Origin of the sequence: Acidovorax sp. FJL06 (assembly GCF_003852545.1) — a bacterium.
Classification (GTDB): Bacteria; Pseudomonadota; Gammaproteobacteria; order Burkholderiales; family Burkholderiaceae_C; genus Acidovorax.
Map to the genome: position 1 here is coordinate 18,584 of NZ_QAJR01000021.1, position 22,150 is coordinate 40,733.

A 22,150-nucleotide genomic window follows, 5' to 3' on the forward strand; every position below is an offset into this window, starting at 1 on the left:
GGCACTTCGCGTTGTGCGGAGGGCTGCTGCCATGGGGAGTGTTTTGAACCCGCAGCGCTGAAACCAGGCACGCAGACGGGGCTCCCAGAGGGAGCCCTTTTTGTTTTGGGCCTGCCAAGAACCTGTTCAAAGGACCGCGGCGCCTGCTAGGGCCCTTTTTGCGCACCACTGCCATGGCACAGCCGCAGCGGCGGGCCGCACCATGGAGGGATGCACATCCGCCACGCCCCCATGCCGCCCGATGCCCCCGCCGTAGCGCCCACGTTGCTGCGGGATGCCATCACCCCAGACGCCCTGCGCTGCGCCGTGCCCGCCCACATGGGAGGGCTTGGTGGCGACCCGCAGGAGCTGGGCCTGCTGATGCGCTCGCTCTGCGAGAAGTCCTTGTCCGCCGGCGTGCTGTTCTGGTGCCAGCGCACGGCCATCGAGTTTTTGGTGCAGTCCTTCAATACCGCCGTGCGCGAGCACCTGCTGCCCGACTTGCTGCAGTTCCAGCGTGCGGCATCGACGCCACTGTCGCTCGACGCCCCCGTGCTCCTTGCACAGGATGCAGGGCGCGGCATGCGGCTCAGCGGCCTGGTCCATTCCGTGGCCAATGCACAGGCCGACGGCTTCTCCCTCATCGTGCCGGTGCAGATGCAAGGCGCCACGGGGTGGGCCGTTCTGCAAAGCGAAGAAGATGGGGTCCACACGGAGCCCGGCAACCTGTTGCCGCACCTCAAGGACACCTGCCCCGCCAGGGTGCGCGTGGACAACGCCCTCTTCCGCGCCGACGAATGGCTGGGCGACAGCCTCTTGCTGCACAAGACCGAACCCGTGCGCCTGGCCTTGGGCGTGCTGTACCAGTCGCTCATTGCAGCCCCCGAGATGGCCCTGTGAGGTGGGCCGTGGCCCACGCATTCGACGTGGCGCAACAGGAACCGCCCGGTTCGTGCAGAGGGTCCCTAGAATGGCTGGCCCGGGCGATGATCTCCCCCTCCCCATGACGCAATACGAGCAGCTCGCCGACGAAATCCATGCCCTGATCCGCTCCGGCTCCCTGCGCGTGGGCGACCGGCTGCCATCGGTGCGGATGTGCAGCGAGCGGCGGAAAATCAGCCAGTCCACCGTTTTCCAGGCCTACTACCTGCTGGAGTCGCGCGGCGTGGTGCAGGCGCGTGCGCGCTCGGGCTACTACGTCACGCCGCGTGCGCAAGAGCCCCTGAAATGCCCCGAAACCTCCCGGCCGCCGCTGGAGACCCAAACCGTCGCCATCAACGACCTAGTGGTGGAGATCCTGAACCTCTCCCGGCGCCCGGAGGTGATACCGCTGGGCTCGGCCTTCCCGGACCCGGCCTGGTTTCCGCTGGACCGCCTGGCACGCAGCCTGGGCGCCGCCATGCGGCGGCTGCCGCCGCGCAAGCTCATCGAGGACCTGACCACGGGGCACCTGCGGCTGCGCCAGCAAATCGCGCAGCGCTACGCGGTGGACGGCATCCATGCCGAGGTGGATGAGATCGTCATCACCAACGGGGCCATGGATGCGCTCAACCTCAGCCTGCAGGCGGTCACCGAGCCGGGGGACCTGGTGCTGGTGGAGTCCCCCACGTTCTATGCCTCGCTGCAAGCCATCGAGCGGCTGAAGCTGCGCGCCCTGCCCCTGCCCACCAGCCCCACCGAGGGCGTCGATCTGGCAGCGATGGAAGCCGCCCTGGCCAGTGGCCAGGTCCGCGCCTGCTGGTTCATGCCCACGTTCCAGAACCCCGTGGGGGCTCTAGCGCCGGAGCCCCACAAGCAGGCCATGGCCGAGCTGCTGGCGCGCTACCAGGTGCCGCTCATCGAAGACGATGTCTATGGCGATCTGTATGCGGGGGCCCACAAGCCGCGCCCCATCAAGGCCTTTGACAAGCAGGGCTGGGTGATCCACTGCGCCTCGTTCTCCAAGAGCCTGGCCCCGGGCTACCGGGTCGGGTGGGCGGCGGCAGGGCGCTGGACGCGGGCCGTCGAACGCCTGAAGGTGATGAGCAGCCTCTCGGCCTCCGTGCCGCCGCAGGCCGCAATCTCCGACTACCTGGCCCAGGGGGGCTACGACCTGCATCTGCGCCGGCTGCGGCAAACGCTGGCGCTGCAGCGGGATGTGATGATGGATGCCATCGCCGAGTCCTTTCCGCCAGGCACCCGTGTCACCCGCCCGCAGGGCGGCTATTTCCTGTGGCTGGAACTCGCCCCCCACATCGACGCCATCGCCTTGATGCGCCAGGCCCTGCAGGCGGGGGTGAGCCTCATGCCCGGCCAACTGTTTTCGGCGGATCGGCGTTTTTCCCACTGCATCAGGCTGAATTTCGGCGCGGCCCCCGCCCACGAAATCACCCGCGCCACCCACATCCTGGGCGCCCTGGTGCGTGGCTGGGCAGCAGGCCGCCAGGGCTGATCCGGCGCGGACGCCGAGCAGATTGCGCATCTGCTACGGTTGCCAAGCGCAGCGTCTGCCGCTGTTTTCAACGCACCGTTGGTGGCCCACTGGAGGGCACAAGGCGGCCGGTTTTTTTGTCACTCCACGACGCATGGCCGCAGGAGCTTGCCATGTCATCTGCCAGCGCGCCACGCGCACACCCCCTCCATGTCCACCCACCCCGGTCGCCCCTGCGTTTTGGCGTTCGAGCCATCTCCGGCCGGTTCAATCGCGCCCGCTGGTGGGCCGTGGGCCTGACCCAGCTCCCGTTCTTCGGGCTGTGCTGGCTGCAGTGGAATGGACAGCCCCTGGTGGGCTTTGATTTCCTGCGCCAGAAGATTCATCTGTTCGGTTCGCTCTTTGGGCCGCAGGACCTGCTGCTGCTCACGCTGCTGCTGATTGGCGGAGCGCTGGCGCTGTTCGTGACCTCCGCCGTGGGCGGGCGCATCTTCTGCGGATTTTCCTGCCCCCAGTCGGTCTATACCGCGCTGTTCCTCTGGATCGAACAAAAGGTGCAGGGCACGCCGGGCCAGCGCCAACGCCGGCAGGCCCAAGGCGCGCAGGCGGCCGTCTGGTCGCGCAGGCTGCTCACCTGGGCGCTGTGGGCCATCGTTTCACTGGCTCTGGGATGGACCCTGACCGCCTATTTCTCCAGCGCCCCCGGTCTGTGGCAGCGCACCTGGCAAGGCACCTTGGGCCCGGTGGAGAGCACGCTGATACTGGGGTATGCCGCCTTTGCTTTCGCGCAGGCCGGTTTTTTGCGCGAAAAAGTCTGCCAGCACATGTGCCCCTATGCCCGCTTTCAGGGCGTGATGGGAACACCCCACACCCAGTCGGTGATGTACGACGCCCCCCGCGGCGAACCGCGCCGCGCCGCCACAGGCGCCGCCCACAGGGCTTCGCCGGCTGCGGCTAAGACGCAAGGGGACTGCGTGGACTGCAACCTTTGCGTGGAGGTGTGCCCTGCAGGCATCGACATCCGCAACGGCCTGCAGTACGAATGCATCAGCTGCGGCCTGTGCATCGACGCCTGCGACCGCGTGATGCACAAGTCGCGCCGCCCCCCCGGATTGATCCGGTTCGCATCGCAAGAAGGCGCCGACTGGCGCGACACCCTGCGCCAGCCCCGCATCAAGGTGTACACCGCCCTGCTGGCGCTCACCCTGCTGGGCGTGGCCACCACCATGGCCCTGCGCGTGCCCCTGCAGGTGGAGGTGGTGCGCGACCGTGGCGTGATGGCCCGCCAACTGCGCAATGGCGATGTGGAAAACATCTACCGCGTGCACATCCAGAACTACGACACCCGGGCCCACGCCTACGACATCCGGGTGAACAGCAGTGCCGCGCTCTACATCCCCTCCCTGGAGCCCGTGCGCATCGGCTCCGGCGAAGAACGCACCCTGGCCGTGTCGGTGGTCCAGCCGTACCGCGCCGATGCGCACGCGCCGGCCCAGCCCATCATTCCACTGACTTTTGTCGTGCGCGCGCTCTCCGACACCGAGCAGCAGCGCAGCCGCTCCAGCAGCTTTCTGCTGCCACGGTAAGCAGAAGAGGCACCGGGGCGCAACCGGGCTGGCGCAAGCCGATCCCACGCAGGCGCGGTTCACGGGTATTGGGGCCTGTGCAAAAAGGGCTGGGCAGCAGACAACGCAATGGGTGACTTCCGCCCAGGCCATGGCGCCGACTCAGAAGCTATGCAGCATGCCGGCGGTGACGCCTGTGGCATGGTCTTGGTTGGCAGCGCCCTGGTAGCCCGAACGCCAGCGCGTGCGGTCCAGCTCTGCATACAGCTTGGTGCGGCGCGACAGCCTGTACTCGGCAAACAGCATGGCGCGGATGTAGCCGTCGCCCTGCATGCCGGTGCGTTCGCGCTGGAGGCGGTACACGGCGGTTGTCAGGTCTATCCCTCCGGCCACCGACCACGTGGCGCCCGCCGAATGCACGCGCTGCACCGTGTGGGCGGTTGCGGATGTCTTGCCGTCGCTGCGCGCCGTGTTCAAGGCCAGCCGCACGCCGCCCAGCTGGTAGGCCGCGCCCAGGGTGGTGGCCTGCAACGGCAGACCCCCTGCGGTCTGGAAGCGCTGGTAGGCCCCCGAAACGGTCCAGCCGCCAGCGGCATAGCCCAGGCCGGCTCCGGCAGAGGACTGGGCAGAGCCCGAGCCCGTGTTTTCACCGAAGCTGTACATCGCGCGTGCCGTGACGGGGCCAATGTGGCCGGTGTACTTGAGCGCGTTGTCCAGGCGGTAGGAGCCACTGGATGACCCCGCCGTGCCGTACTCCAGGCCCAGGCCGTGGTTGCTCAATGCCGCCGTGACGATGTTGGGATTGAAGGAAGCGAAGCGCATGCCGGCCGCGTCCACAGGACTGATGGCGTCGGCCAGCACGTTGGTCTGGCGGCCTGCAGTGACCTGCCCCCAGCCTCCGCCCAGGCCCACGATGGCCGCCCGGTCGAAGAACTTGCTGGCATTGGCGGTGCTGCCGGTGTCCATGTTCAGCCCGGTTTCGAAATGGAAGAGCGCATGGAGACCGCCGCCCAGATCTTCCCGGCCCCGAAATCCAAACCGGCTGGTGGTGTTGACGCCGCTGGCCAAGCCGGTGGTGGACGCCGCGCTGGGCGCGTTGGCGGCGCTCATGCCTGCGGTGTGGCGCACGCCGGCATCGGCGATGCCGTACATCGCCAAACTGCTTTGTGCAAGCGCGATGGCGGGTGCAGCAAATGCGGCGGTCAAAACAAGTTTCTTGGCGGGCATCGGTCTCCTCCGTGGCGTTGTCGTTGGTGTTGTCGTGATTTGCGCGCAGCGCGCTGCCGCCCCGGGGCCGTGCCGGCGCGGCGGTGGTTCGCAGCTTGCGCAGGGCGTGAAGGCGCTGGCACGCACAGCCTGGCGCAGGGCACGCCAGGGGCAGGGGCCTTTTCGCCCCCAGGTTCAGCGGTTGGCGGCGGGCTCCATGCCGGTGCTGCGCACGATCGGCGCCGCTGCGGGGGCCGCCAGGAAGCGGATCAGGTGACGTGCGGCCTCGGGGTTCTGCGTGCCCACCGCCACGCCCGCCGAGAAGAACACGCGCTGCTGGACTTCATCCGGCAGGGGGCCGACAAATTCAAGCTCCTTGAAAGGCAGCAGCTCGCTGACCTGCTGGAAGCCGATCTCGGCTTCACCGCGCAGCACCACCGCCCCCACACGCTCGCTGTAGATCTTGCGTGCCTTGTCCTTGATCTGCTCTGCCACCCCCAGGCGCGGGAACAGCTCGCCGGAGAGATAGACACCGCTGGCGCTGGCGGAGTAGGCGATGGACTGGGCGTTCAGCAGGGTCTGCTTGAGCGCTTCCACCGTGCTGATGTCGGGCTTGGGCGTGCCCTTGCGCACGCTCATGCCGATCATGGAGCGGGCCAGGTCCACACGGCTGCCTGCTTGCACCTTGCCTTGGGCGATCAGCGCTTCCAGCCCCGCGTCGGCGAGGATGACGATGTCGAACGGCTCGCCGCGCGCAAAGCGGCTGGGAATGGAGTCGGGCGCATTGCCCATCGAAGCCCCCCGCGCCGTGACCACGGTGTGGCCGGTGGCCTGCTCGTACAGGGGAATCAGCTGGTCGTAAGCGGCCGAGAAGCCCCCTGAGGTGACCACGCGGATTTCCGCCGCCTGGGCGCTGGGGGCAATGGCCGCCCCCAGGGCCAGCCCCAGGCCCAAGACAGCGCCCAGCAGGGTGCGCAGCACCCGTCGGCGGGGTGCGCCAGCTGCGCTCACGGGGGTGGGCTGGAAAGGGTGCATGTCATGTCTCCGTATCGTTGTCTTGGGGGGGCTTGGGGTCTTGGCCCGCTGTGTCGGCCCACGTGCCATCGTTCAGTCGCTTGGACAATCAGCCCGTCAGTCCGCCGTGATCTTGCGTTCGCGGATGATGCGGCCCCACTTGCTGTGCTCTGCCGCGATGAACTGGCCCAGCTCTTCGCGGGTGCTGGGAGACGCCGTCTGGCCATGTTTGAGCAAGCTCTCGCGCACCTCGGGGGTGTTGAGCACTTTCACCAGCTCGACATTCCAGCGGTCCAGCAGGGGCTTGGGCGTCTTGGCCGACGCCACGAATGCGTACCAGTTGGTCGCATTGAAGCCGGGGAAGGTCTCGGCCACAGTGGGCACGTTGGGCAGGTAGGCGGGGCGGGTCAGCCCCGTGGTGGCCAGCGGAATGAGCTTGCCCGCCTCGATGTGGGGCAAGGCCGTGGGGGGCGCGGCATAGAACGAGCTCAGGCGGCCGCCCAGCACGTCCTGCAGCGCCGGGGCACCGCCCTTGTAGGGCACGTGCACGGTGTCGATCTTGGCCACATCATTGAGCAGCTCGCCCGCCAGGTGGGCCGCCGAACCGGGGCCGGTGGAGGCAAAGTCCAGCTTGCCAGGCTCGCGCCGGGCCTTGGCCACAAACTCGCCCAAGGTCTTGATGCCGGTGCTGGCGGGCACCACAAGCACGTTGGGGAAAGTGACGCCCATGGTGATGGGCGCCAGGTCCTTGAGCGGGTCGTAGCGGATGCTCATGAAATGGGGCGCAATGCTGAGCGGGCCGATGGAGCCGAACAGCAGCACCGAACCATCCGCCGGGCCCGTCGCCACCTGTGTGTGGGCCAGGTTGCCCCCCGCGCCGGGCTTGTTGTCCACCACCACGCTCTGGCCGATGTTCTCGCCCAGCTTCTTCGCAATCACCCGCGCCGCGATGTCTGCCGAGCCACCGGCCGCAAAGCCCACCACCAGGGTCACGGGTTTTTTAGGCGGGAAGTCTTGGGCTTGGGCGGCCGTGTGGGCCAGTGGAAGACAGGCCGCCAGGGCGGCAGACACGATCAGGGGGCGTCGTTGCATGGTCAACTCCAGAAGCGGCCGAACATGGCCGGCCTCAAACAATGGCTAGTAGAAGACCGAGTCTAGGCAGCACGCAATAATCTGTGAATTGCAATTTACAAAGAGACTATTGCATGCAACGCATCAAATTCGACCTGGGGGAGCTGCAAGCCTTTGTGGCCACGGCAGAGAAAGCGAGCTTTCGACTGGCGGCCGACGCCTTGTGCCTGTCCGCACCGGCCCTGAGCCGGCGCGTGGAGCGCCTGGAGCAGGCCCTGGGGGCGCGGCTGCTGGAGCGCACCACCCGCAGCGTGGAGCTGACGGCCGTGGGGCAAGAGTTCTTGCACGAAGCGCGCGCAGCCCTGGTGGGGCTGGATGAAGCGGTGCAGCGCGTGAGCGACCAGGTGCAGCTTCGCCGAGGCCGGGTGGCCATCGCCTGCATCCCCTCCGTTGCGACCCACCTGCTGCCCCGCGTGCTGCGCGCCTTCGCCGTGGCACTGCCCGAGGTGTAGGTGCATGTCATCGACGAAAGCGCCCGCCAGGTGCTGGACGCCGTGCTGCGCGGAGAGGCAGATTTTGGGCTGAGCTTTACCGGCAGCCAGGAGTCGGCCCTGCGCTTTGAAGCATTGACCCGAGAGCGCTATGTGCTGGCCATGCCACGCAACCACCGCTGGGCCCGGCGCAAGGAGGTGGCCTGGTCCGAGCTGGCAGGGCAGCGCCTGGTATCGGTGTCACGCGACAGCGCCAACCGCCTGCTGCTGGACCAGGCCACCGCCGACCTGCCCCAGCAACCCGTGGCCTGGTACGAATGCAACCACGTCGCCGGCGCTCTGGCCCTGGTGGAGGGGGGGCTGGGGTTGGCGGTCCTCCCGCAACTGGCGCTACCGCCCGGGCACTCCCAGGTCTGCGGTGTGCCGTTGATCGCCCCCGACCTGTGGCGCACGCTGGGCCTGCTGCAGCGGCGCGACCGCATGCTCAGCCCTGCCGCCGAGGCGCTGCGGCAGCGCCTGGTCCAGCTGCATGCGGTCGATTGATTGGACTCGGATGGCGTTTGTTCGATGGCTGCCTGTGTCCAGGTGGGTGGATTGGGTGGTCATGGTGCGGGAATCTTCCGGGAATGAAATGCCGTTTGGATGTTCTGAGTGGCGGGAATGGGTATCTCGTACCATTGCGCTTATGAACACGTTTTCCAATGCCTTTCGTGCAGAAGTCATCCGCATGGCCCGCAAGGAGCTCAAGCCTGAACTGCAGGGCATGCGCAAGGCCATCACCGGCCATCGCTCCGAGATCGCGGCATTGAAGCGTGAGGTGAAGGCGCTGACCGCCCAACTGAAGGCCACCCAGCGCCAGGTCAAGGTAGCGGATACGCCCAAGGCCCACGCGGTGGCCGAAGAAGCCACGTCCAAGAAATCAAGGCAGATACAGTTCAACGCACAGGCGCTGATCGAGAAACGCGCAGCACTCGGCGTCACACAGAAACAGATGGCCCAGCTGTTGGGGGCCTCCTCGTTGTCTGTCTACAAGTGGGAGTCCGGCCAAGTGCACCCACGGGCGGCGCAGTTGAAACGCATCGCTGAGGTGCTCACACTGGGCAAGCGCAAGGCGCTGGCGCTGCTCCATCCGCAGTGAAGCAGTGAGGGCGAATTACCCCCGCCATGCCCTCAGCGGCGACGGTATGGCCACCCTGGTGAGGAGTCATTGCGCTCGTCCGCCCGTCCAAACAGGCATTTCAAGATCGGCCGCATCACCGGCATTGATGTTGAACACCTAGTACAGCGACCTGGAAGTATCGGAACATGAAAACGCGTCTTCGCACGCAGGGCCGCGTTGCAAATCCTCGCCATAGCTACGGCTATGGCTGCGGTTTGCGCCTAGCCCTGCGCGCGAATCCATCGTTTTCATTGGGTTCCTCTACTTTCAGGTCGCTGTACTAGCGGCGGCTGGCCTGGCGCAGGCTGTCCGAACCGGTGGACGGCAAGAGGGATTCATACCAGTTTGCGTTCAATAAACAAGAACCGTTCGGGCTGAGCTTGCCTGTCCTGAGCGCGTCGAAGGGTCGAAGCCTCGCGCGGCGCCTCGACAGGCTCAGCGTGAACGGACTTGAATTTTTGAACGCAAACTGGTAACAGCGTCTTTTGCCAGATCGACCCGCCTCCTGTTGCCTTTGTTTTTTTCATCACAACGCAGAGAACTTCCGATGCCGGTCCCAGCATCGGAAGGCGAACGACATCGGACCGCCGCTGCATGACACGGCAGCCCCCACCGGTTGTCAGCGGGCTTCAGCCGCCGCGTGCACGGCGCCTCCCATGCCCAGGTAAGTGTCGATGATGCGGCGGTCGTTGAGCAGGTCCTGCGCGTCCCCGGTCAGCGCCACAGCCCCCATTTCGAGCACGTAGGCGCGGTCGGCCACGCGCAGCGCGGCGCGTGCGTTCTGCTCCACCAGCAGCACCGAAACGCCATGCTGGCGCAGGGAGGAGACGACCTGCAGCACCTCGCGCACGATCAGCGGCGCCAGGCCCAGCGAGGGCTCGTCGAGCATCAACAGGCGCGGGCGCGCCATCAGCGCGCGGCCGATGGCCAGCATCTGGCGCTCGCCGCCCGAGAGCGTGGACGCCAGCTGCGCACGGCGCTCGCGCAGGCGCGGGAAAATCTCGAACACTTCGTCCATGCGCCGCGCCTGGTCGCGCTGGCCCTTGCGCCAGCGCGAGAAGCCGCCCAGCAGCAGGTTGTCTTCCACCGACATCTCGCCGAACAGCTCGCGCTTTTCGGGCACCAGGGCCACGCCGCGCGCCACCATGGCCTCCACGCTGGGGCGGGCGATGCGCTCGCCGGCCAGTGTGATCGAACCGCTGGCCGGCAAGAGGCCCATGGCCGCGGACAGCAGCGTGGTCTTGCCGGCGCCATTGGGCCCAATGACGGTGACGATCTCGCCCTCGTTCACGTCGAGCCGGACCTGGTGGACGGCTTCCACCTGGCCGTAGGAAACGGAAAGGTCCTGCAGTTGCAACAAGGGGGCGGTCATGCGCGGGCTCCTTCAGGTGCGGCAGCAGGCAGGTCGTCGTCGGCCCCGCCCAGGTAGGCGTCGAGCACACGCTGATTGCGCTGCACCTGTGCGGGCGTGCCTTCGGCGATCACGGTGCCGAACTCCAGCACGGTGATGCGGTCGGCCAGGTTCATCACGAATTCCATGTCGTGCTCCACGACCAGAATGCCCAGGCCCTCGGCGCGCAGCTGGCGCAGCAGGTCGGCCAGGGCCTTCTTCTCCAGGTGGCGCAGGCCGGCGGCGGGTTCGTCGAGCAGCAGGATGGCAGGCTGGCCGGCCAGGGCGCGCGCGATCTCGACAATGCGCTGCTGGCCCAGGGCCAGCGAGGCCGCGGGCGCATCGGCATGGGCGCCCAGGCCGCAGCGCTCGATCTGGCGGCGCGCCTCGGCCAGCAGCGCCGCTTCCTCGGCGCGGTCCAGTCGCAGCATGGAGGCGAGCCAGCCACGGTGGGCGCGCTGGTGCGCGCCCAGGGCGACATTCTCGACCACGCTGCGCTGGCCCAGCAGGCGCACGTGCTGGAAGGTGCGCGCCATGCCCAGGCGGGCAAAGGCGCGCGAGGGGCGGCGCAGCATGGCCTGGTCCATCAGGCGCACCTCGCCCTCGGTCGCGTCGTCCACGCCCGAGATCATGTTGAAGAAGGTGCTCTTGCCCGCGCCATTGGGGCCGATCAGCGCATGCACCTCGCCGGCCTTCACGTCCATGGAAACGTTGTTGTTGGCGACCAGGCCACCGAAGCGCTTGGTCACCTTGCGCGCCTGCAGCAGCACGGTGCCGGGCGCCGGCAGCGTGCGCTGGCCCAGTTGCACGGCTTCGCGCACCGCGCGCGGTGCCTCGTGGCGCAGCCAGCGCTCGCCCAAGCGCTGCAGCGTGGGCCACATGCCGTCGGCAAAGCGCTGCAGCACGAAGACCATGAGCAGGCCGAACACGATGACCTCGAAGTTGCCGCTGGTGCCCAGCAGCGAGGGCAGCAGATCCTGCAGCTTCTCCTTGAGCAGGGTGATCAGCGTGGCGCCCAGCACCGCGCCCCAGAGGTGGCCGGCGCCGCCGACCACGGCCATGAACAGGTACTCGATGCCGATGTTGAGATTGAACGGTGTGGGGCTGACAAAGCGCTGCAGGTGCGCATACAGCCACCCCGAAATGGCCGCCAGCAGCGCCGCCAGCACGAACAGCTTGATGCGGTAGCGCGCCGTGTCCACGCCCATGGATTCGGCCATCACCCGGCCGCCCTTGAGCGCACGGATGGCGCGGCCCTCGCGCGAGTCGAGCAGGTTGTGCAGCAGCCACAGCGACACCAGCAGCACCGCCCAGATCAGCACGCCGATGGCGCGCGGCGAGGCCAGCGAGAAGCCGGCCACGATGAGCGGCGGCACGCCGGTGATGCCGGTCTGCCCGCCGAGGAACTCCATGTTGCCGAACAGGTAGTACAGCGACAGGCCCCAGGCGATGGTGCACAACGGCAGGTAGTGGCCCGACAGCTTGAGCGTGACCGAGCCCAGGCCCCAGGCCACCGCGAAGGTGATCAAGAGGCCAAGCACCAGCCCCACCCAGGGCAGGCCGGCCATGCCGACGATGCCCGAGAGCGCCTGCACCGAGGCCGGCGCCGTGCAGATCCAGGCCGTGGCATAGGCGCCGATGCCCACGAAGGCCGCCTGGCCAAAGGAGGTCATGCCGCCCACGCCGGTGAGCAGTACCAGGCCCAGCGCCACAATGGCATACAGGCCGATGTAGCAGAGCATGACCACGGTGAAGTCGGGCAGGAAGCCCCAGCACAGGGCCAGCAGCGCGATGGCGGCGAGCGTGAGCTGGGTGCGCGTGGCGATGCCGCGCGATGTGCCTGCATCTTGTGCGACGGCAGCCATATCTGTTTTGACGGGCGCGGTCATTCCTCATCCTCCACATGGCGGCTGTTGAGCGAGCGCCACCACAGCACGGGGACGATCAGGGTGAACACGAGAACCTCCTTGTAGGCACTGGCCCAGAACGAGGCGAAGGCCTCCAGTTGGCCCACGATCAGCGCACCCGCCAGCGCCATGGGGTAGCTGCCCAGGCCGCCGACGATGGCCGCGACGAAGCCCTTGAGGCCAATGAGAAAGCCCGTGTCGTAGTACACGGTGGTGAGCGGGGCGATCAAGAGGCCCGAGACCGCACCGATCAGCGCGGCCAGGGCAAAACTCACATCGCCCGAGAGTTCGGTCGGAATGCCCATGAGGCGCGCACCCACGCGGTTGAGGGCCGTGGCGCGCAGCGCCTTGCCCACCATGGAGCGGCCGAAGAAAAGGAACAGCAGCATCACCAGCGCCAGCGTGACGCCCAGCACCACGAGCGACTGTCCCGACAGGGGGATGCCCCCCAGGTCGAAGCGCGCCTCGGAGAACGGCGGCGTGCGCTGCCCCTCGGCACCGAAGAACAACAGGCCCAGGCCCACCTGCACGCCGTGCAGCGCCACCGACACGATGAGCAGCATCAGCACCGTGGCATCGGCCAGTGGGCGGTAGGCCAGGCGGTACAGCAGCGGCCCCATGGGCGTGATGAGCACCAGCGTGGTGAGGGCCTGCAGGCCCAGCGAGGTGGGGCGCAGGCCGATGATCAGCCCGGCCGCAAGGACCGGCAGCACCAGGCACCAGACCACGGTGGCGGACCAGTTCACGGGGCTGCCGCGCTGGTAGCGCACCACCTCCACCACCAGCACCACGGCGGCCATGCCCACCAGCAGCCACAGCGTGGCGGGAATGCGCCCGCCCTGCATCATGGCCATGGTCAGCGCACCAAACGCAACGAACTCGCCCTGGGGGATGAAGATCACCCGGGTCACGGAAAAAACCAGCACCAGCGCCAGCGCCATCAGTCCATAGATGGCGCCGTTGACAATGCCGTCCTGCCCCAAGAGCAGGGCGATCTGCAAATCCATATTCGGCTTTCTTTCAGAAGCGGATTGACTGGCGCTTACTACACATTTAATAGCTGCTAGCGCTTTACCAGCATAAGAAAAAGGCCATTTCGATTGTGTTTTAACAACTATTCACCCAAGAGACCGACGCCCCTCGCAACCGGCGCGACCCAGCCCAGCGCTCCCGCGCAAGGGTCGCCAAGCCGCATAGGCGGCGCTTCGCTTGCGGACGCCGGAAGCCCCCCCTTGGGGGGAAGTCGCGCAGCGCCTCATACCGGTATGCGTTCAAAAATATCAATCCGTTCACGCTGAGCCCGTCGAAGCGCCGCGCGAGGCTTCGACAGGCTCAGCCCGAACGGTTCTTGTTTATTGAACGCCAACTGATATCAAGGGGTCAGGGAATGTATTTCCAGGTCCCGTTCTCGATCTTGACCATCACGCGGGCGCGCTGGTCCAGGCCCAGGTGGTCGTTTTCGGACATGTTGAAGATGCCGTGGGCGCCGGGCACTTCCTTGATCTGCTCCAGTGCATCGCGCAGGGCAGCGCGGAACTCCGCCGTGCCGGGCTGGGCCTTCTTGAGCGCCACGGGCACGGCAGCAGTCATCAGCACGCCAGCGTCCCAGCCATGGGCGCCGAAGGTGGAGACGCTGTCCTTGCCGTGGGCGGCTTCATAGGCGGCCACGTAGGCGGCCGCAGACTTCTTGACCGGGTGCGAGGCCGGCAGCTGCGACGCCACGAGCACCGGGCCGGAGGGCAGAAAGGTGCCTTCCACGTCCTTGCCACCCACGCGCAGGAAGTCGGCATTGGCCACGCCGTGGGTCTGGTAGACCTTGCCGGCAAAGCCGCGCTCCTTGAGCGCCTTCTGCGGCAGGGCGGCCGGCGTGCCCGAACCGGCGATCAGCACCGCGTCGGGCTTGGCCGAGATCATCTTCAGCGTCTGGCCCGTGACCGAGGTGTCGGTGCGCGCATAGCGCTCGTTGGCCACGATCTGGATCTTCTTGATGGCTGCTGCCTTGCCGAACTCCTGGTACCAGCCTTCGCCGTAGGCGTCGGCAAAGCCGATGAAGGCCACGGTCTTCACACCGGCGTTGGCCATGTGGTCCACGATGGCCAGCGACATCATGATGTCGTTCTGCGGGGTTTTGAAGACCCACTTCTTCTTGGCGTCCATGGGCTCAACGATGCGCGCCGAAGCGGCCATGGAGATCATGGGCGTCTGCGCCTCGGACACCACGTCGATCATGGCCAGCGAGTTGGGCGTGGTGCTCGATCCCAGGATGATGTCGACCTTGCTTTCGCTGATCAGCTTGCGCGTGTTGCCCACGGCGGTGGTCGTGTCCGACGCGTCGTCGAGCACGATGTAGTTGACCTTCTGGCCCGCAATGGTGCGCGGCATCAGGGCGATGGTGTTCTTTTCTGGAATGCCCAGGGATGCGGCAGGCCCGGTGGCCGACACCGTGACGCCGACGGTGATGTCCGCCAGGGCGGAAGTGCATGCAAGGGTGGTGGCAGCGGCCACCAGCGCGATTTGTGCGAAACGGAATTTCTTCATGCTTTGTCTCCTGTGGATCGTTGTGGGAAAAGGTCAGCGCAGAGGGGCGCTCTGGCCAGAATCCGGCTCTTCGCGGCCGGTGAAGGGTGCACGGTGCAGGGGGCTCGACACGGCGGCTAGCGGCGAGGTGCCTTTTTGGCCCGCGCAGCAGGCATCCGCACGGCCGGAACCCCCCCAAGGAACAGGTCCGCGACGATGGGGGCCATGGTCTCGTAGTCGAGCTCGCCGTCGGGCTTGAGCCAGGTGAACATCCAGTTGATCATGCCGAACAGCAGCATGGTCAACGCCTTGGTCAGGCCGGCTGCATCGGTGTCGGGCCGCATCTGGGCCAGCGCCTGGGCAAAGACGGCCACCACGGCACGCTCCTTGCCCAGGATGCGTTCGCTGTCCTCGGGCTGCAGAAAGCGCACGTCCTCGGTCAGCACGCGGTGGGCATGCTGGGCTTCGGCGTATTCCTGGACGAAGCGCTGGATCAGCTCGCGCAGCCGGGCCTCGGGTTCGAGCTGCTGGCCCTCCACCTCTTCCACCAGGGCCTGCAGGCGCGAGACATGGCCATCGGCAATGTGCACGAGCAGGTTGTACTTGTCGCGAAAGTAGTGGTACAGCGTGGGCTTGGACAGGCCACAGGCCTCGGCCACCTCGTTCATCGACGTGGCGGGATAGCCCCGGCGCGCAAACAGTTCGGCGGCATGGCGGAGGATCAATTCGCGCTGGTCGTCGTATCCGGGAGATCGTCCTCGGGCCATGGGCAGTGTTCCTTTGCATCCGGTAGTGAAGGGCCGCCATCTTGCCGCATGCCAGCGCGCCAGGGGCCTGGGAGCGCGGCCTCCCGGCAGGAAAAATGCGCTGTGCGCTGCGATGGGCACCATGGGCATGGCCATCAACGTTCGTCGAACGACAGCACAACGCTGTCGGTCAGCGGCCGGCACTGGCAAGTCAGCACGAAGCCTGCGGCCACCTCGGCCTTGTCGAGCGCGAAGTTGCGCTCCATGCGCACCTCGCCCTCCATGCATTTGGCGCGGCAAGTTCCGCACACGCCCGAGGTACACGAGAACGGCACTTCGAGCCCCGCAGCGGAGGCAGCGTCCAAGATGCTTGCCTGGTCCTTGCTGAACGAAAACTCGCGCCGCAGGCCGTCGCGCACGATGGCGATGCGCGCCGTTTGCGCATCGCCCGGCTGGGCCTCGTGCACGATGGCGCCCACCTGCCCCCCGGCAGGCAAGGCCACGCCAAACCGCTCGACGTGAATGCGCGCTTCAGGCACGCCACCGGCCAGCAGCGCGGCCTCGGCCTCGTCGTTCATCTGGAAGGGGCCGCAGATGAAGGCCTCGTCGATCTTCTGTGCGGGGATCAGGGCCTGCAGGAACTCGGCGAGCTTCTCGCGGTTGACGAAGCCCATGTTCAGCGGCGCGTCGGTCTGCTCGGCCGAGAACACATGGTGCAGCACCAGGCGCGTGAGGTAGCGGTTCTTGAGGTCCTCGATCTCCTCCTTGAACATGGTGGACTGCAGCGTGCGGTTGCCGTAGATCAGCGTGAAGCGGCTGCCGGGCTCGCGCGCGAGCACCGTCTTCATGATGGACAGGATGGGCGTGATGCCGCTGCCGCCCGCGATGCCCAGGTAGTGGCGCTGCGCCTCTACCTGGATGGGCACGAAGAAGCGGCCCTGCGGCGCCATGACCTGCAGGGTGTCGCCCACCTGCAGCTGCGCGTTGATCCAGTTGGAGAACACGCCGCCGTTGACCTTGCGCACGCCCACGCGCAGCTCGGCGTCGTCCACGCCGGCGCAGATGGAGTACGAGCGGCGCAGGTCCTGGCCGCCAATGTCGGTGCGCAGCGTGAGGTACTGGCCCTGGGTGAAGCCGAAGACCTCGCGCAGCTCGGGCGGCACGTCGAAGGAGACGATGACGGCCTCGGCCGTGTCGGGCTCAATGGCGCGCACGCGCAGGGGGTGGAAGATGACGCTCATGTCGGTGTCTTGTGTGGGGTGCTGGAGTTCCAGGCCGTCACAGCGGCTTGAAATGCTCGAAGGGCTCGCGGCAGGCCATGCAGCGGTACAGCGCCTTGCAGGCGGTGGAACCGAAGGCCGAGAGCCGTTCGGTCTGCAGGCTGCCGCAGCGCGGGCAGGCCAGGGCGGGTGCGGCTGCGGCGCGCGGCATGAAACGCAGCGGCACCTCGGTGCCCGGCGGCAGCGGGCCGGGGGGCGCGATGCCGTAGGCCAGCAGGCGCGCACGGCCACGCTCGGTGATCCATTCGGTGGTCCAGGCCGGGGCGCGCTGCAGCGTGGCCTGGGCCGGGCCGAGGCCCGCCGCCTCGATGGCGGCGAGCACGTCGCGCTCGATGGCCTCGGTGGCCGGGCAGCCGGAATAGGTGGGGGTGAGAACGATCTCCAGGCCATCGCCCGCCAGGCGCACATCGCGCACGATGCCCAGGTCGCACACGGAGACCGCGGGCACCTCGGGATCGGGCACGCCGTCGAGCACGGCCCACGCGTGCGCAATGCGTGCGTCGGTGAAGGTGTCCGCTGCGTCCGGGCGGTCGATGGCTTCGGCCATCATCACCACACGCCTCCGGGGAAGCTGCGCTGCAGGTATTGCATCTCGGTGAGGATGTAGCCCATGTGCTCACTGTGCACGCCCTGCTTGCCGGTGCTGAGGAAGGCCGATTCCTTGGGCGTGGCTAGGCTGGCCGCAACCAAGACCTGCGCCATCTCGCCGGTCCAGGCGTCCTTCAGGTCGGCCCAGCGCGGGCCCAGGCCGGTGGCGTGGGCGGCCTCGTCGACTGCATCGGCGGCGAACAGCTCAGGGACATAGCGCCACAGGGCCTTCAAGGCCGCTTCGGTGCGGCGGCGCGATTCGGCCGTGCCATCGCCCAGGCGCACGACCCAGTCGGCCGCGTGCTGCTGGTGGTAGCGCGCCTCCTTGAGGGCCTTGCCCGCGATGGCGGCGAGTTCCGTGTCGCTGGACGTGAGCAGGCGCTCCCACAGCTGCTTGAGCAGGGTGGCTACCATGGCGTTGCGCACCATGGTGAAGGCGAAGTCGCCGCGCGGCAGCTCCACCAGGGTCACGTTGACATAGTCGCGCTCGTCGCGCAAAAAAGCCAGTTGGTCTTCGTCGTGGCCCCGGCCTTCGATCTGGCCGGCCCGCGTGAGCACGGCGCGCGCCTGGCCCACCAGGTCGAGCGCCATGTTGGACAGGGCGATGTCTTCTTCGAGGACGGGGCCGTGGCCGCACCATTCAGAGAGGCGCTGGGCCAGGATGAGGCAGGTGTCGCCGATGCGCAGCAGGTACTGCACGGCCGGGTCCTGGCTGATGGAGATGCTGGTGGCTTGCATGGCGGGCGCGCTCACATGTGGTCCACGGACTCGGGCAGCACGTAGAAGGTGGGGTGGCGGTAGACCTTGTCCTGCGCCGGGTCGAAGTACATGGACTTCTCGCCGGGGTCGCTGGCCACGATCTGGTCGGAGCGCACGACCCAGACGCTGGTGCCTTCCTGGCGGCGGGTGTAGACGTCGCGCGCCAGCTGGATGGCCATGCGCGGATCGGCCGCATGCAGGCTGCCGCAGTGCTTGTGGTCCAGGCCCGCCTTGCTGCGCACGAACACTTCCCACAGCGGCCATTCGGTGGCCATGGCGGGATCGGCGGCGGGGGTGGAGGGGGAGGATGGGGTCGTCATGGAAAAATCTCGGATCTCGGTGAAATCAGGCGGCAGCGCGCGCCGGGGTGTGCTTGGCGGCATGGGCCAGGGCGGCTTCGCGCACCCAGGCACCGTCGTCCCAGGCCTTGACGCGGGCGCCCAGGCGTTCTTCGTTGCAGGGGCCGTCGCCGCCGATCACGCGCCAGAACTCACTCCAGTCGATGGCGCCGTAGTCGTGCGCCTGGCGTTCTTCGTTCCACTTCAAATCGGGGTCGGGCAGGGTCACGCCCAGCACGCGGGCCTGCTCGACCGTGGCGTCGATGAACTTCTGGCGCAGCGTGTCGTTGGAGACGCGCTTGATGCCCCAGCGCATGGACTGCGCGGAGTTGGGCGACTGGTCGTCGGGCGGGCCGAACATCATGATGGAAGGCCACCACCAGCGGTTCACTGCGTCCTGCACCATGGCGCGCTGTGCGTCGGTGCCCTGCTGCATCATGGTGAGCAGTGCGTCATAGCCCTGGCGCTGGTGAAAGCTCTCTTCGCGGCAGATGCGCACCATGGCCCGCGCGTAGGGCGCGTACGAGCAGCGGCAGATCGGCACCTGGTTCATGATGGCCGCGCCATCGACCAGCCAGCCGATGGTGCCCATGTCGGCCCAGGTCAGCGTGGGGTAGTTGAAGATGGAGCTGTACTTGGCGCGCCCGGTGTGCAGCGCATCCAGCATCTGGTCGCGCGAGGTCCCCAGGGTTTCGGCCGCGGCGTACAGGTACAGGCCGTGACCGCCTTCGTCCTGCACCTTGGCCAGCAGGATGGCCTTGCGCTTGAGCGTGGGTGCGCGCGATATCCAGTTGCCCTCGGGCAGCATGCCGACGATCTCCGAGTGCGCATGCTGGCTGATCTGGCGCAGCAGGGTCTTGCGGTAGTGGTCGGGCATCCAGTCCTTGGCCTCGATGAATTCGCCCGCGTCGATGCGCGCGTCGAAGGCCTCCTGGCGCTGCATCTCTTCGGCGCTGCGCAGGGCCTTGCTGCCGGCGTCGCCGGCGTCCTTGCCCATGGTGTCCATGGCCTGGGTGTACATGGTGGTGTCCTTTCGTTCTGGGGCCGCTCAGCGCGGGCGCTGGTCGATCACGCGGCGGGCCTTGCCCACCAGCGTGCGTTCGATGGAATCGGGGTTCAGCACCTCGATCTCGCAGGTGATGCCCACCAGCGTCTTGATGCGGTGCTGCACCCAGCCAGCCAGCTCGGCGCGCTCGACGGTCGAGACACCCGGCTGCAGCTCGCAGCGCACGGTCACCTGGTCGAGGTTGCCCTCGCGCGCCACGAGGATCTGGTACTGGCCCGAGAGCTTGGCGTTCTGCAGCACGATCTCCTCGATCTGCGTGGGGAACACGTTCACGCCGCGGATGATGAGCATGTCGTCCGAGCGGCCCACGATCTTGCCCATGCGCCGAAACGCGCGCGAAGTGGGCGGCAAGAGGCGCGTGAGGTCGCGCGTGCGGTAGCGGATCATGGGCAGCGCCTCCTTGCTCAGCGAGGTGAAGACGAGCTCGCCCTCCGCGCCGTCGGGCAGCACCTCGCCCGTTTCGGGGTCGATGATCTCGGGGTAGAAATGGTCTTCCCAGACCACGGGGCCGTCCTTGCTCTCGATGCACTCGCTGGCCACGCCCGGGCCCATCACTTCGGACAGGCCGTAGATGTCCACCGCGTCGATGCCGGCCTTGGTCTCGATCTCGCGGCGCATGGCCTCGGTCCAGGGCTCGGCGCCGAAGATGCCGACCTGGAGCGAGCTCTCGCGCGGGTCCAGCCCCTGGCGCACGAACTCCTCGTTGATGACCTGCATGTACGAAGGCGTCACCATGATGATGCTGGGCCCGAAGTCGCGGATCAGCTGCACCTGCTTTTCGGTCTGGCCGCCGGACATGGGGATTACCGTGCAGCCCGCGCGCTCGGCGCCGTAATGCGCGCCCAGGCCGCCCGTGAACAGGCCATAGCCGTAGGCGATATGGATCAGGTCGCCGGCACGGCCACCGGCAGCGCGGATGGAGCGCGCCACCAGGCCGGCCCAGGTGTCGATGTCCTTGAGCGTGTAGCCCACCACCGTGGGCTTGCCTGTGGTGCCCGAGGAGGCGTGGATGCGCGCCACCTTCTCGCGCGGCACGGCGAACATGCCGAAGGGATAGTTGTCGCGCAGGTCCTTCTTGACCGTGAAGGGGAACTTGGAGAGATCGGACAGCTGCTTCAGGTCCGACGGGTGCACGCCCTTGGCGTCGAAGGAACGCTTGTAGTGCGGCACGTTGTCGTAGGCGTGCTGCAGCGTCCAGCGCAGGCGCTGCAGCTGCAGGGCCTGGACCTCGTCACGGCTGGCGGTTTCGATGGGCTCCAGGTCGCCTGGGGCAGGTTGGCGCACGGCCATGGATGTCTCCTGTGGTGTTCTGGGTAGGGGGGTCAGCGGGCGGTGTCGGCCAACGGCACGGTGCGCTTGCCCTTCATGCAGTACGAGCGGCCGCGGAACACGGCGATGGCCTCGCCGCGCTGGTTGTGCACATTCACGTCGTACACCCCGGTGCGGCCGGCCAGCGAGACCTCGGTGGCCACGGCGGTGAGGCGGTCGCCCTCGCGCGCGGGCGCCAGGAAGTCGATGGACAGGCCCGAGGCCACGGTCATGTCGTTGCGTGCGTTGCACGAGAAGGCGAAGGCCGAATCCGCCAGCGTGGTGATGAAGCCGCCGTGGCAGATGTCGAAGCCGTTGAGCATGTCGGCACGCACGGTCATTTCGAGCGTGGCCCGCCCTGGCGCGATGGCCGTGATGGCGATGCCCAGGCCCTGCGTGGCGCGGTCGTTGGCGAGCATGCCGGTGCGCACATGCTCGGCGATGGCCTGGGGGTCCAGTGGGGAGGTGGAGGAATCCATGGGGTGCTCGATCAGCGGTCTTTGAACACGGGGGCGCGCTTGCCGATGAAGGCCTCGACGCCCTCGCGGTAGTCGGCGGATGCGCCCAGCGTGCGCTGCACGGCTGCCTCTTGCGCCAGGGCCTGGCCGTAGTCCATCTGCGCCGCAGCGTCCATGGCGTTGCGCGTGGCGACCAGCGCCTTCGCGGGCATGGCCGCCAGGCGCTGGGCCAGGGCCTGGGCTTCGTCCTGCAGGGCCGCGTCGTCCACGCAGCGCCAGATCAGGCCCAGGCGCTCGGCATCGGCGGCGGGCAGCTTGTCGCCCAGCAGCGCCAGGCCCAGGGCCTGGGCGCGGCCCACCAGGCGCGGCAGCAGCCAGGTGCCGCCGGTGTCGGGCACCAGGCCGATCTTGGTGAAGGCCTGGATGAAGCTGGCCGAGCGCGCGGCCAGCACCAGGTCGCACGAGAGCGCCAGGTTGGCGCCCGCGCCGGCGGCCACGCCGTTGACGGCGGCCACCACGGGGATGGGCATGCTGCGGATGCGCAGGCACAGCGGGCCGTAGAGCTTCTCGATCACCCCGCCCAGGTCCTTGGGCGCGGCGCCGGGCGCCACGGCCGGGTCGGCCAGGTCCTGCCCCGCGCAGAAGGCCCGGCCCATGCCCGTGAGCACCACGCAACGCACCTCGGCGTTGGCGGCGACCGCCTCCAGCGCGGCCAGCAGCTGGGCGTGCAACTCGGCCGTGAAGCTGTTGAGCGCGGCGGGCCGGTTGAGCGCCAGCGTTTGCACGGCGCCCGACTGCGTCACGAGGACCAGGGGTTCAGACATCGGGAGGCTCCTGCCCTACCAGGGTGGGGCGAATTTGTTTTGATCGATCGCAAACATTATTGACCGACCGTTCG

Annotated in this window: 20 protein-coding genes and 1 pseudogene; 5 read left to right on the plus strand and 16 right to left on the minus strand. The window is 67.6% G+C overall.

Annotated features, from left to right (window positions below; all coding sequences use genetic code 11):
• Window positions 1–210: 210 nt before the first annotated feature.
• The 3 genes from DBV10_RS13550 to ccoG all read left to right on the plus strand — a co-directional run bounded on the left by DBV10_RS13550 (window position 211) and on the right by ccoG (window position 3,975).
• Window positions 211–879, plus strand: a complete 669-nt coding sequence (locus tag DBV10_RS13550) for a hypothetical protein (protein WP_124514153.1) — start codon at window positions 211–213, stop codon at window positions 877–879.
• A 103-nt stretch (window positions 880–982) separates the two neighbouring features.
• Window positions 983–2,410, plus strand: a complete 1,428-nt coding sequence (locus tag DBV10_RS13555) for a PLP-dependent aminotransferase family protein (RefSeq protein ID WP_124514154.1) — start codon at window positions 983–985, stop codon at window positions 2,408–2,410.
• A gap of 152 nt (window positions 2,411–2,562) precedes the next feature.
• Window positions 2,563–3,975, plus strand: coding sequence for a cytochrome c oxidase accessory protein CcoG (ccoG, locus tag DBV10_RS13560; protein WP_124514155.1), 1,413 nt, complete (start codon window positions 2,563–2,565; stop codon window positions 3,973–3,975).
• Between the two features lie 141 nt (window positions 3,976–4,116).
• Here ccoG and DBV10_RS13565 read toward each other — a convergent pair whose 3' ends face one another.
• From DBV10_RS13565 to DBV10_RS13575, 3 genes are all read right to left on the minus strand, one after another.
• Complete coding sequence (locus DBV10_RS13565; protein ID WP_124514156.1) at window positions 4,117–5,181, minus strand: porin; 1,065 nt, start codon at window positions 5,179–5,181, stop codon at window positions 4,117–4,119.
• A gap of 174 nt (window positions 5,182–5,355) precedes the next feature.
• Window positions 5,356–6,195, minus strand: a complete 840-nt coding sequence (locus DBV10_RS13570) for a substrate-binding domain-containing protein (protein WP_124514157.1) — start codon at window positions 6,193–6,195, stop codon at window positions 5,356–5,358.
• A 96-nt stretch (window positions 6,196–6,291) separates the two neighbouring features.
• A complete protein-coding gene (locus DBV10_RS13575) occupies window positions 6,292–7,266 on the minus strand; it encodes a tripartite tricarboxylate transporter substrate binding protein (protein WP_124514158.1) in 975 nt (324 codons plus the stop codon).
• Window positions 7,267–7,379: 113 nt separating this feature from the next.
• Here DBV10_RS13575 and DBV10_RS13580 point away from each other — a divergent pair.
• A pseudogene (locus tag DBV10_RS13580) lies at window positions 7,380–8,279 on the plus strand (LysR family transcriptional regulator).
• 61 nt (window positions 8,280–8,340) lie between these two features.
• Window positions 8,341–8,874: a helix-turn-helix transcriptional regulator gene (locus DBV10_RS13585; protein ID WP_233589914.1), complete on the plus strand. Its 534-nt coding sequence runs from the start codon at window positions 8,341–8,343 to the stop codon at window positions 8,872–8,874.
• 640 nt (window positions 8,875–9,514) lie between these two features.
• Here DBV10_RS13585 and DBV10_RS13590 read toward each other — a convergent pair.
• From DBV10_RS13590 to DBV10_RS13650, 13 genes are all read right to left on the minus strand, one after another.
• Window positions 9,515–10,267, minus strand: a complete 753-nt coding sequence (locus DBV10_RS13590; RefSeq protein WP_124514160.1) for an ABC transporter ATP-binding protein — start codon at window positions 10,265–10,267, stop codon at window positions 9,515–9,517.
• Window positions 10,264–12,174: an ATP-binding cassette domain-containing protein gene (locus DBV10_RS13595; protein ID WP_124514161.1), complete on the minus strand. Its 1,911-nt coding sequence runs from the start codon at window positions 12,172–12,174 to the stop codon at window positions 10,264–10,266. Before DBV10_RS13595 ends, DBV10_RS13590 begins: the two co-directional genes overlap by 4 nt.
• The gene (locus DBV10_RS13600) at window positions 12,171–13,199 is read right to left on the minus strand and encodes a branched-chain amino acid ABC transporter permease (RefSeq protein WP_124514162.1); all 1,029 of its coding nucleotides are present in this window, start codon (window positions 13,197–13,199) and stop codon (window positions 12,171–12,173) included. The genes DBV10_RS13595 and DBV10_RS13600 overlap by 4 nt, the downstream gene beginning before the upstream one ends.
• Window positions 13,200–13,572: 373 nt before the next feature.
• Entirely contained in the window at window positions 13,573–14,730 is a 1,158-nt protein-coding gene (locus tag DBV10_RS13605) for an ABC transporter substrate-binding protein (protein WP_124514163.1), read from the minus strand.
• A gap of 116 nt (window positions 14,731–14,846) precedes the next feature.
• Complete coding sequence (locus tag DBV10_RS13610; RefSeq protein WP_124514164.1) at window positions 14,847–15,476, minus strand: TetR/AcrR family transcriptional regulator; 630 nt, start codon at window positions 15,474–15,476, stop codon at window positions 14,847–14,849.
• 134 nt (window positions 15,477–15,610) lie between these two features.
• The gene (gene paaE / locus DBV10_RS13615; RefSeq protein ID WP_124514165.1) at window positions 15,611–16,696 is read right to left on the minus strand and encodes a 1,2-phenylacetyl-CoA epoxidase subunit PaaE; all 1,086 of its coding nucleotides are present in this window, start codon (window positions 16,694–16,696) and stop codon (window positions 15,611–15,613) included.
• Window positions 16,697–16,733: 37 nt separating this feature from the next.
• Window positions 16,734–17,285, minus strand: coding sequence for a 1,2-phenylacetyl-CoA epoxidase subunit PaaD (gene paaD, locus DBV10_RS13620; protein WP_124514174.1), 552 nt, complete (start codon window positions 17,283–17,285; stop codon window positions 16,734–16,736).
• Window positions 17,285–18,061 (minus strand): 1,2-phenylacetyl-CoA epoxidase subunit PaaC, encoded by a 777-nt coding sequence (gene paaC, locus DBV10_RS13625; protein ID WP_124514166.1) that lies wholly within the window; start codon window positions 18,059–18,061, stop codon window positions 17,285–17,287. Before paaC ends, paaD begins: the two co-directional genes overlap by 1 nt.
• An 11-nt stretch (window positions 18,062–18,072) precedes the next feature.
• A complete protein-coding gene (paaB, locus tag DBV10_RS13630; protein ID WP_186457925.1) occupies window positions 18,073–18,402 on the minus strand; it encodes a 1,2-phenylacetyl-CoA epoxidase subunit PaaB in 330 nt (109 codons plus the stop codon).
• A 25-nt stretch (window positions 18,403–18,427) separates the two neighbouring features.
• A complete protein-coding gene (paaA, locus tag DBV10_RS13635; RefSeq protein WP_124514167.1) occupies window positions 18,428–19,441 on the minus strand; it encodes a 1,2-phenylacetyl-CoA epoxidase subunit PaaA in 1,014 nt (337 codons plus the stop codon).
• A gap of 27 nt (window positions 19,442–19,468) precedes the next feature.
• Window positions 19,469–20,776 (minus strand): phenylacetate--CoA ligase PaaK, encoded by a 1,308-nt coding sequence (gene paaK / locus DBV10_RS13640; protein ID WP_124514168.1) that lies wholly within the window; start codon window positions 20,774–20,776, stop codon window positions 19,469–19,471.
• 32 nt (window positions 20,777–20,808) lie between these two features.
• Window positions 20,809–21,273, minus strand: coding sequence for a hydroxyphenylacetyl-CoA thioesterase PaaI (gene paaI, locus DBV10_RS13645; protein WP_124514169.1), 465 nt, complete (start codon window positions 21,271–21,273; stop codon window positions 20,809–20,811).
• A gap of 11 nt (window positions 21,274–21,284) precedes the next feature.
• Window positions 21,285–22,076: an enoyl-CoA hydratase-related protein gene (locus DBV10_RS13650; RefSeq protein WP_124514170.1), complete on the minus strand. Its 792-nt coding sequence runs from the start codon at window positions 22,074–22,076 to the stop codon at window positions 21,285–21,287.
• Window positions 22,077–22,150: the final 74 nt, after the last annotated feature.

Excerpts from the sequence above, each read along its gene's own strand:
- DBV10_RS13550 (WP_124514153.1), top strand. The coding sequence starts at position 211 with ATGCACATCCGCCACGCCCCCATGCCGCCCGATGCCCCCGCCGTAGCG.
- DBV10_RS13555 (WP_124514154.1), top strand. The coding sequence starts at position 983 with ATGACGCAATACGAGCAGCTCGCCGACGAAATCCATGCCCTGATCCGC.
- ccoG (WP_124514155.1), top strand. The coding sequence starts at position 2,563 with ATGTCATCTGCCAGCGCGCCACGCGCACACCCCCTCCATGTCCACCCA.
- DBV10_RS13565 (WP_124514156.1), bottom strand. The coding sequence starts at position 5,181 with ATGCCCGCCAAGAAACTTGTTTTGACCGCCGCATTTGCTGCACCCGCC.
- DBV10_RS13570 (WP_124514157.1), bottom strand. The coding sequence starts at position 6,195 with ATGCACCCTTTCCAGCCCACCCCCGTGAGCGCAGCTGGCGCACCCCGC.
- DBV10_RS13575 (WP_124514158.1), bottom strand. The coding sequence starts at position 7,266 with ATGCAACGACGCCCCCTGATCGTGTCTGCCGCCCTGGCGGCCTGTCTT.
- DBV10_RS13585 (WP_233589914.1), top strand. The coding sequence starts at position 8,341 with ATGGTGCGGGAATCTTCCGGGAATGAAATGCCGTTTGGATGTTCTGAG.
- DBV10_RS13590 (WP_124514160.1), bottom strand. The coding sequence starts at position 10,267 with ATGACCGCCCCCTTGTTGCAACTGCAGGACCTTTCCGTTTCCTACGGC.
- DBV10_RS13595 (WP_124514161.1), bottom strand. The coding sequence starts at position 12,174 with ATGACCGCGCCCGTCAAAACAGATATGGCTGCCGTCGCACAAGATGCA.
- DBV10_RS13600 (WP_124514162.1), bottom strand. The coding sequence starts at position 13,199 with ATGGATTTGCAGATCGCCCTGCTCTTGGGGCAGGACGGCATTGTCAAC.
- DBV10_RS13605 (WP_124514163.1), bottom strand. The coding sequence starts at position 14,730 with ATGAAGAAATTCCGTTTCGCACAAATCGCGCTGGTGGCCGCTGCCACC.
- DBV10_RS13610 (WP_124514164.1), bottom strand. The coding sequence starts at position 15,476 with ATGGCCCGAGGACGATCTCCCGGATACGACGACCAGCGCGAATTGATC.
- paaE (WP_124514165.1), bottom strand. The coding sequence starts at position 16,696 with ATGAGCGTCATCTTCCACCCCCTGCGCGTGCGCGCCATTGAGCCCGAC.
- paaD (WP_124514174.1), bottom strand. The coding sequence starts at position 17,285 with ATGATGGCCGAAGCCATCGACCGCCCGGACGCAGCGGACACCTTCACC.
- paaC (WP_124514166.1), bottom strand. The coding sequence starts at position 18,061 with ATGCAAGCCACCAGCATCTCCATCAGCCAGGACCCGGCCGTGCAGTAC.
- paaB (WP_186457925.1), bottom strand. The coding sequence starts at position 18,402 with ATGACGACCCCATCCTCCCCCTCCACCCCCGCCGCCGATCCCGCCATG.
- paaA (WP_124514167.1), bottom strand. The coding sequence starts at position 19,441 with ATGTACACCCAGGCCATGGACACCATGGGCAAGGACGCCGGCGACGCC.
- paaK (WP_124514168.1), bottom strand. The coding sequence starts at position 20,776 with ATGGCCGTGCGCCAACCTGCCCCAGGCGACCTGGAGCCCATCGAAACC.
- paaI (WP_124514169.1), bottom strand. The coding sequence starts at position 21,273 with ATGGATTCCTCCACCTCCCCACTGGACCCCCAGGCCATCGCCGAGCAT.
- DBV10_RS13650 (WP_124514170.1), bottom strand. The coding sequence starts at position 22,076 with ATGTCTGAACCCCTGGTCCTCGTGACGCAGTCGGGCGCCGTGCAAACG.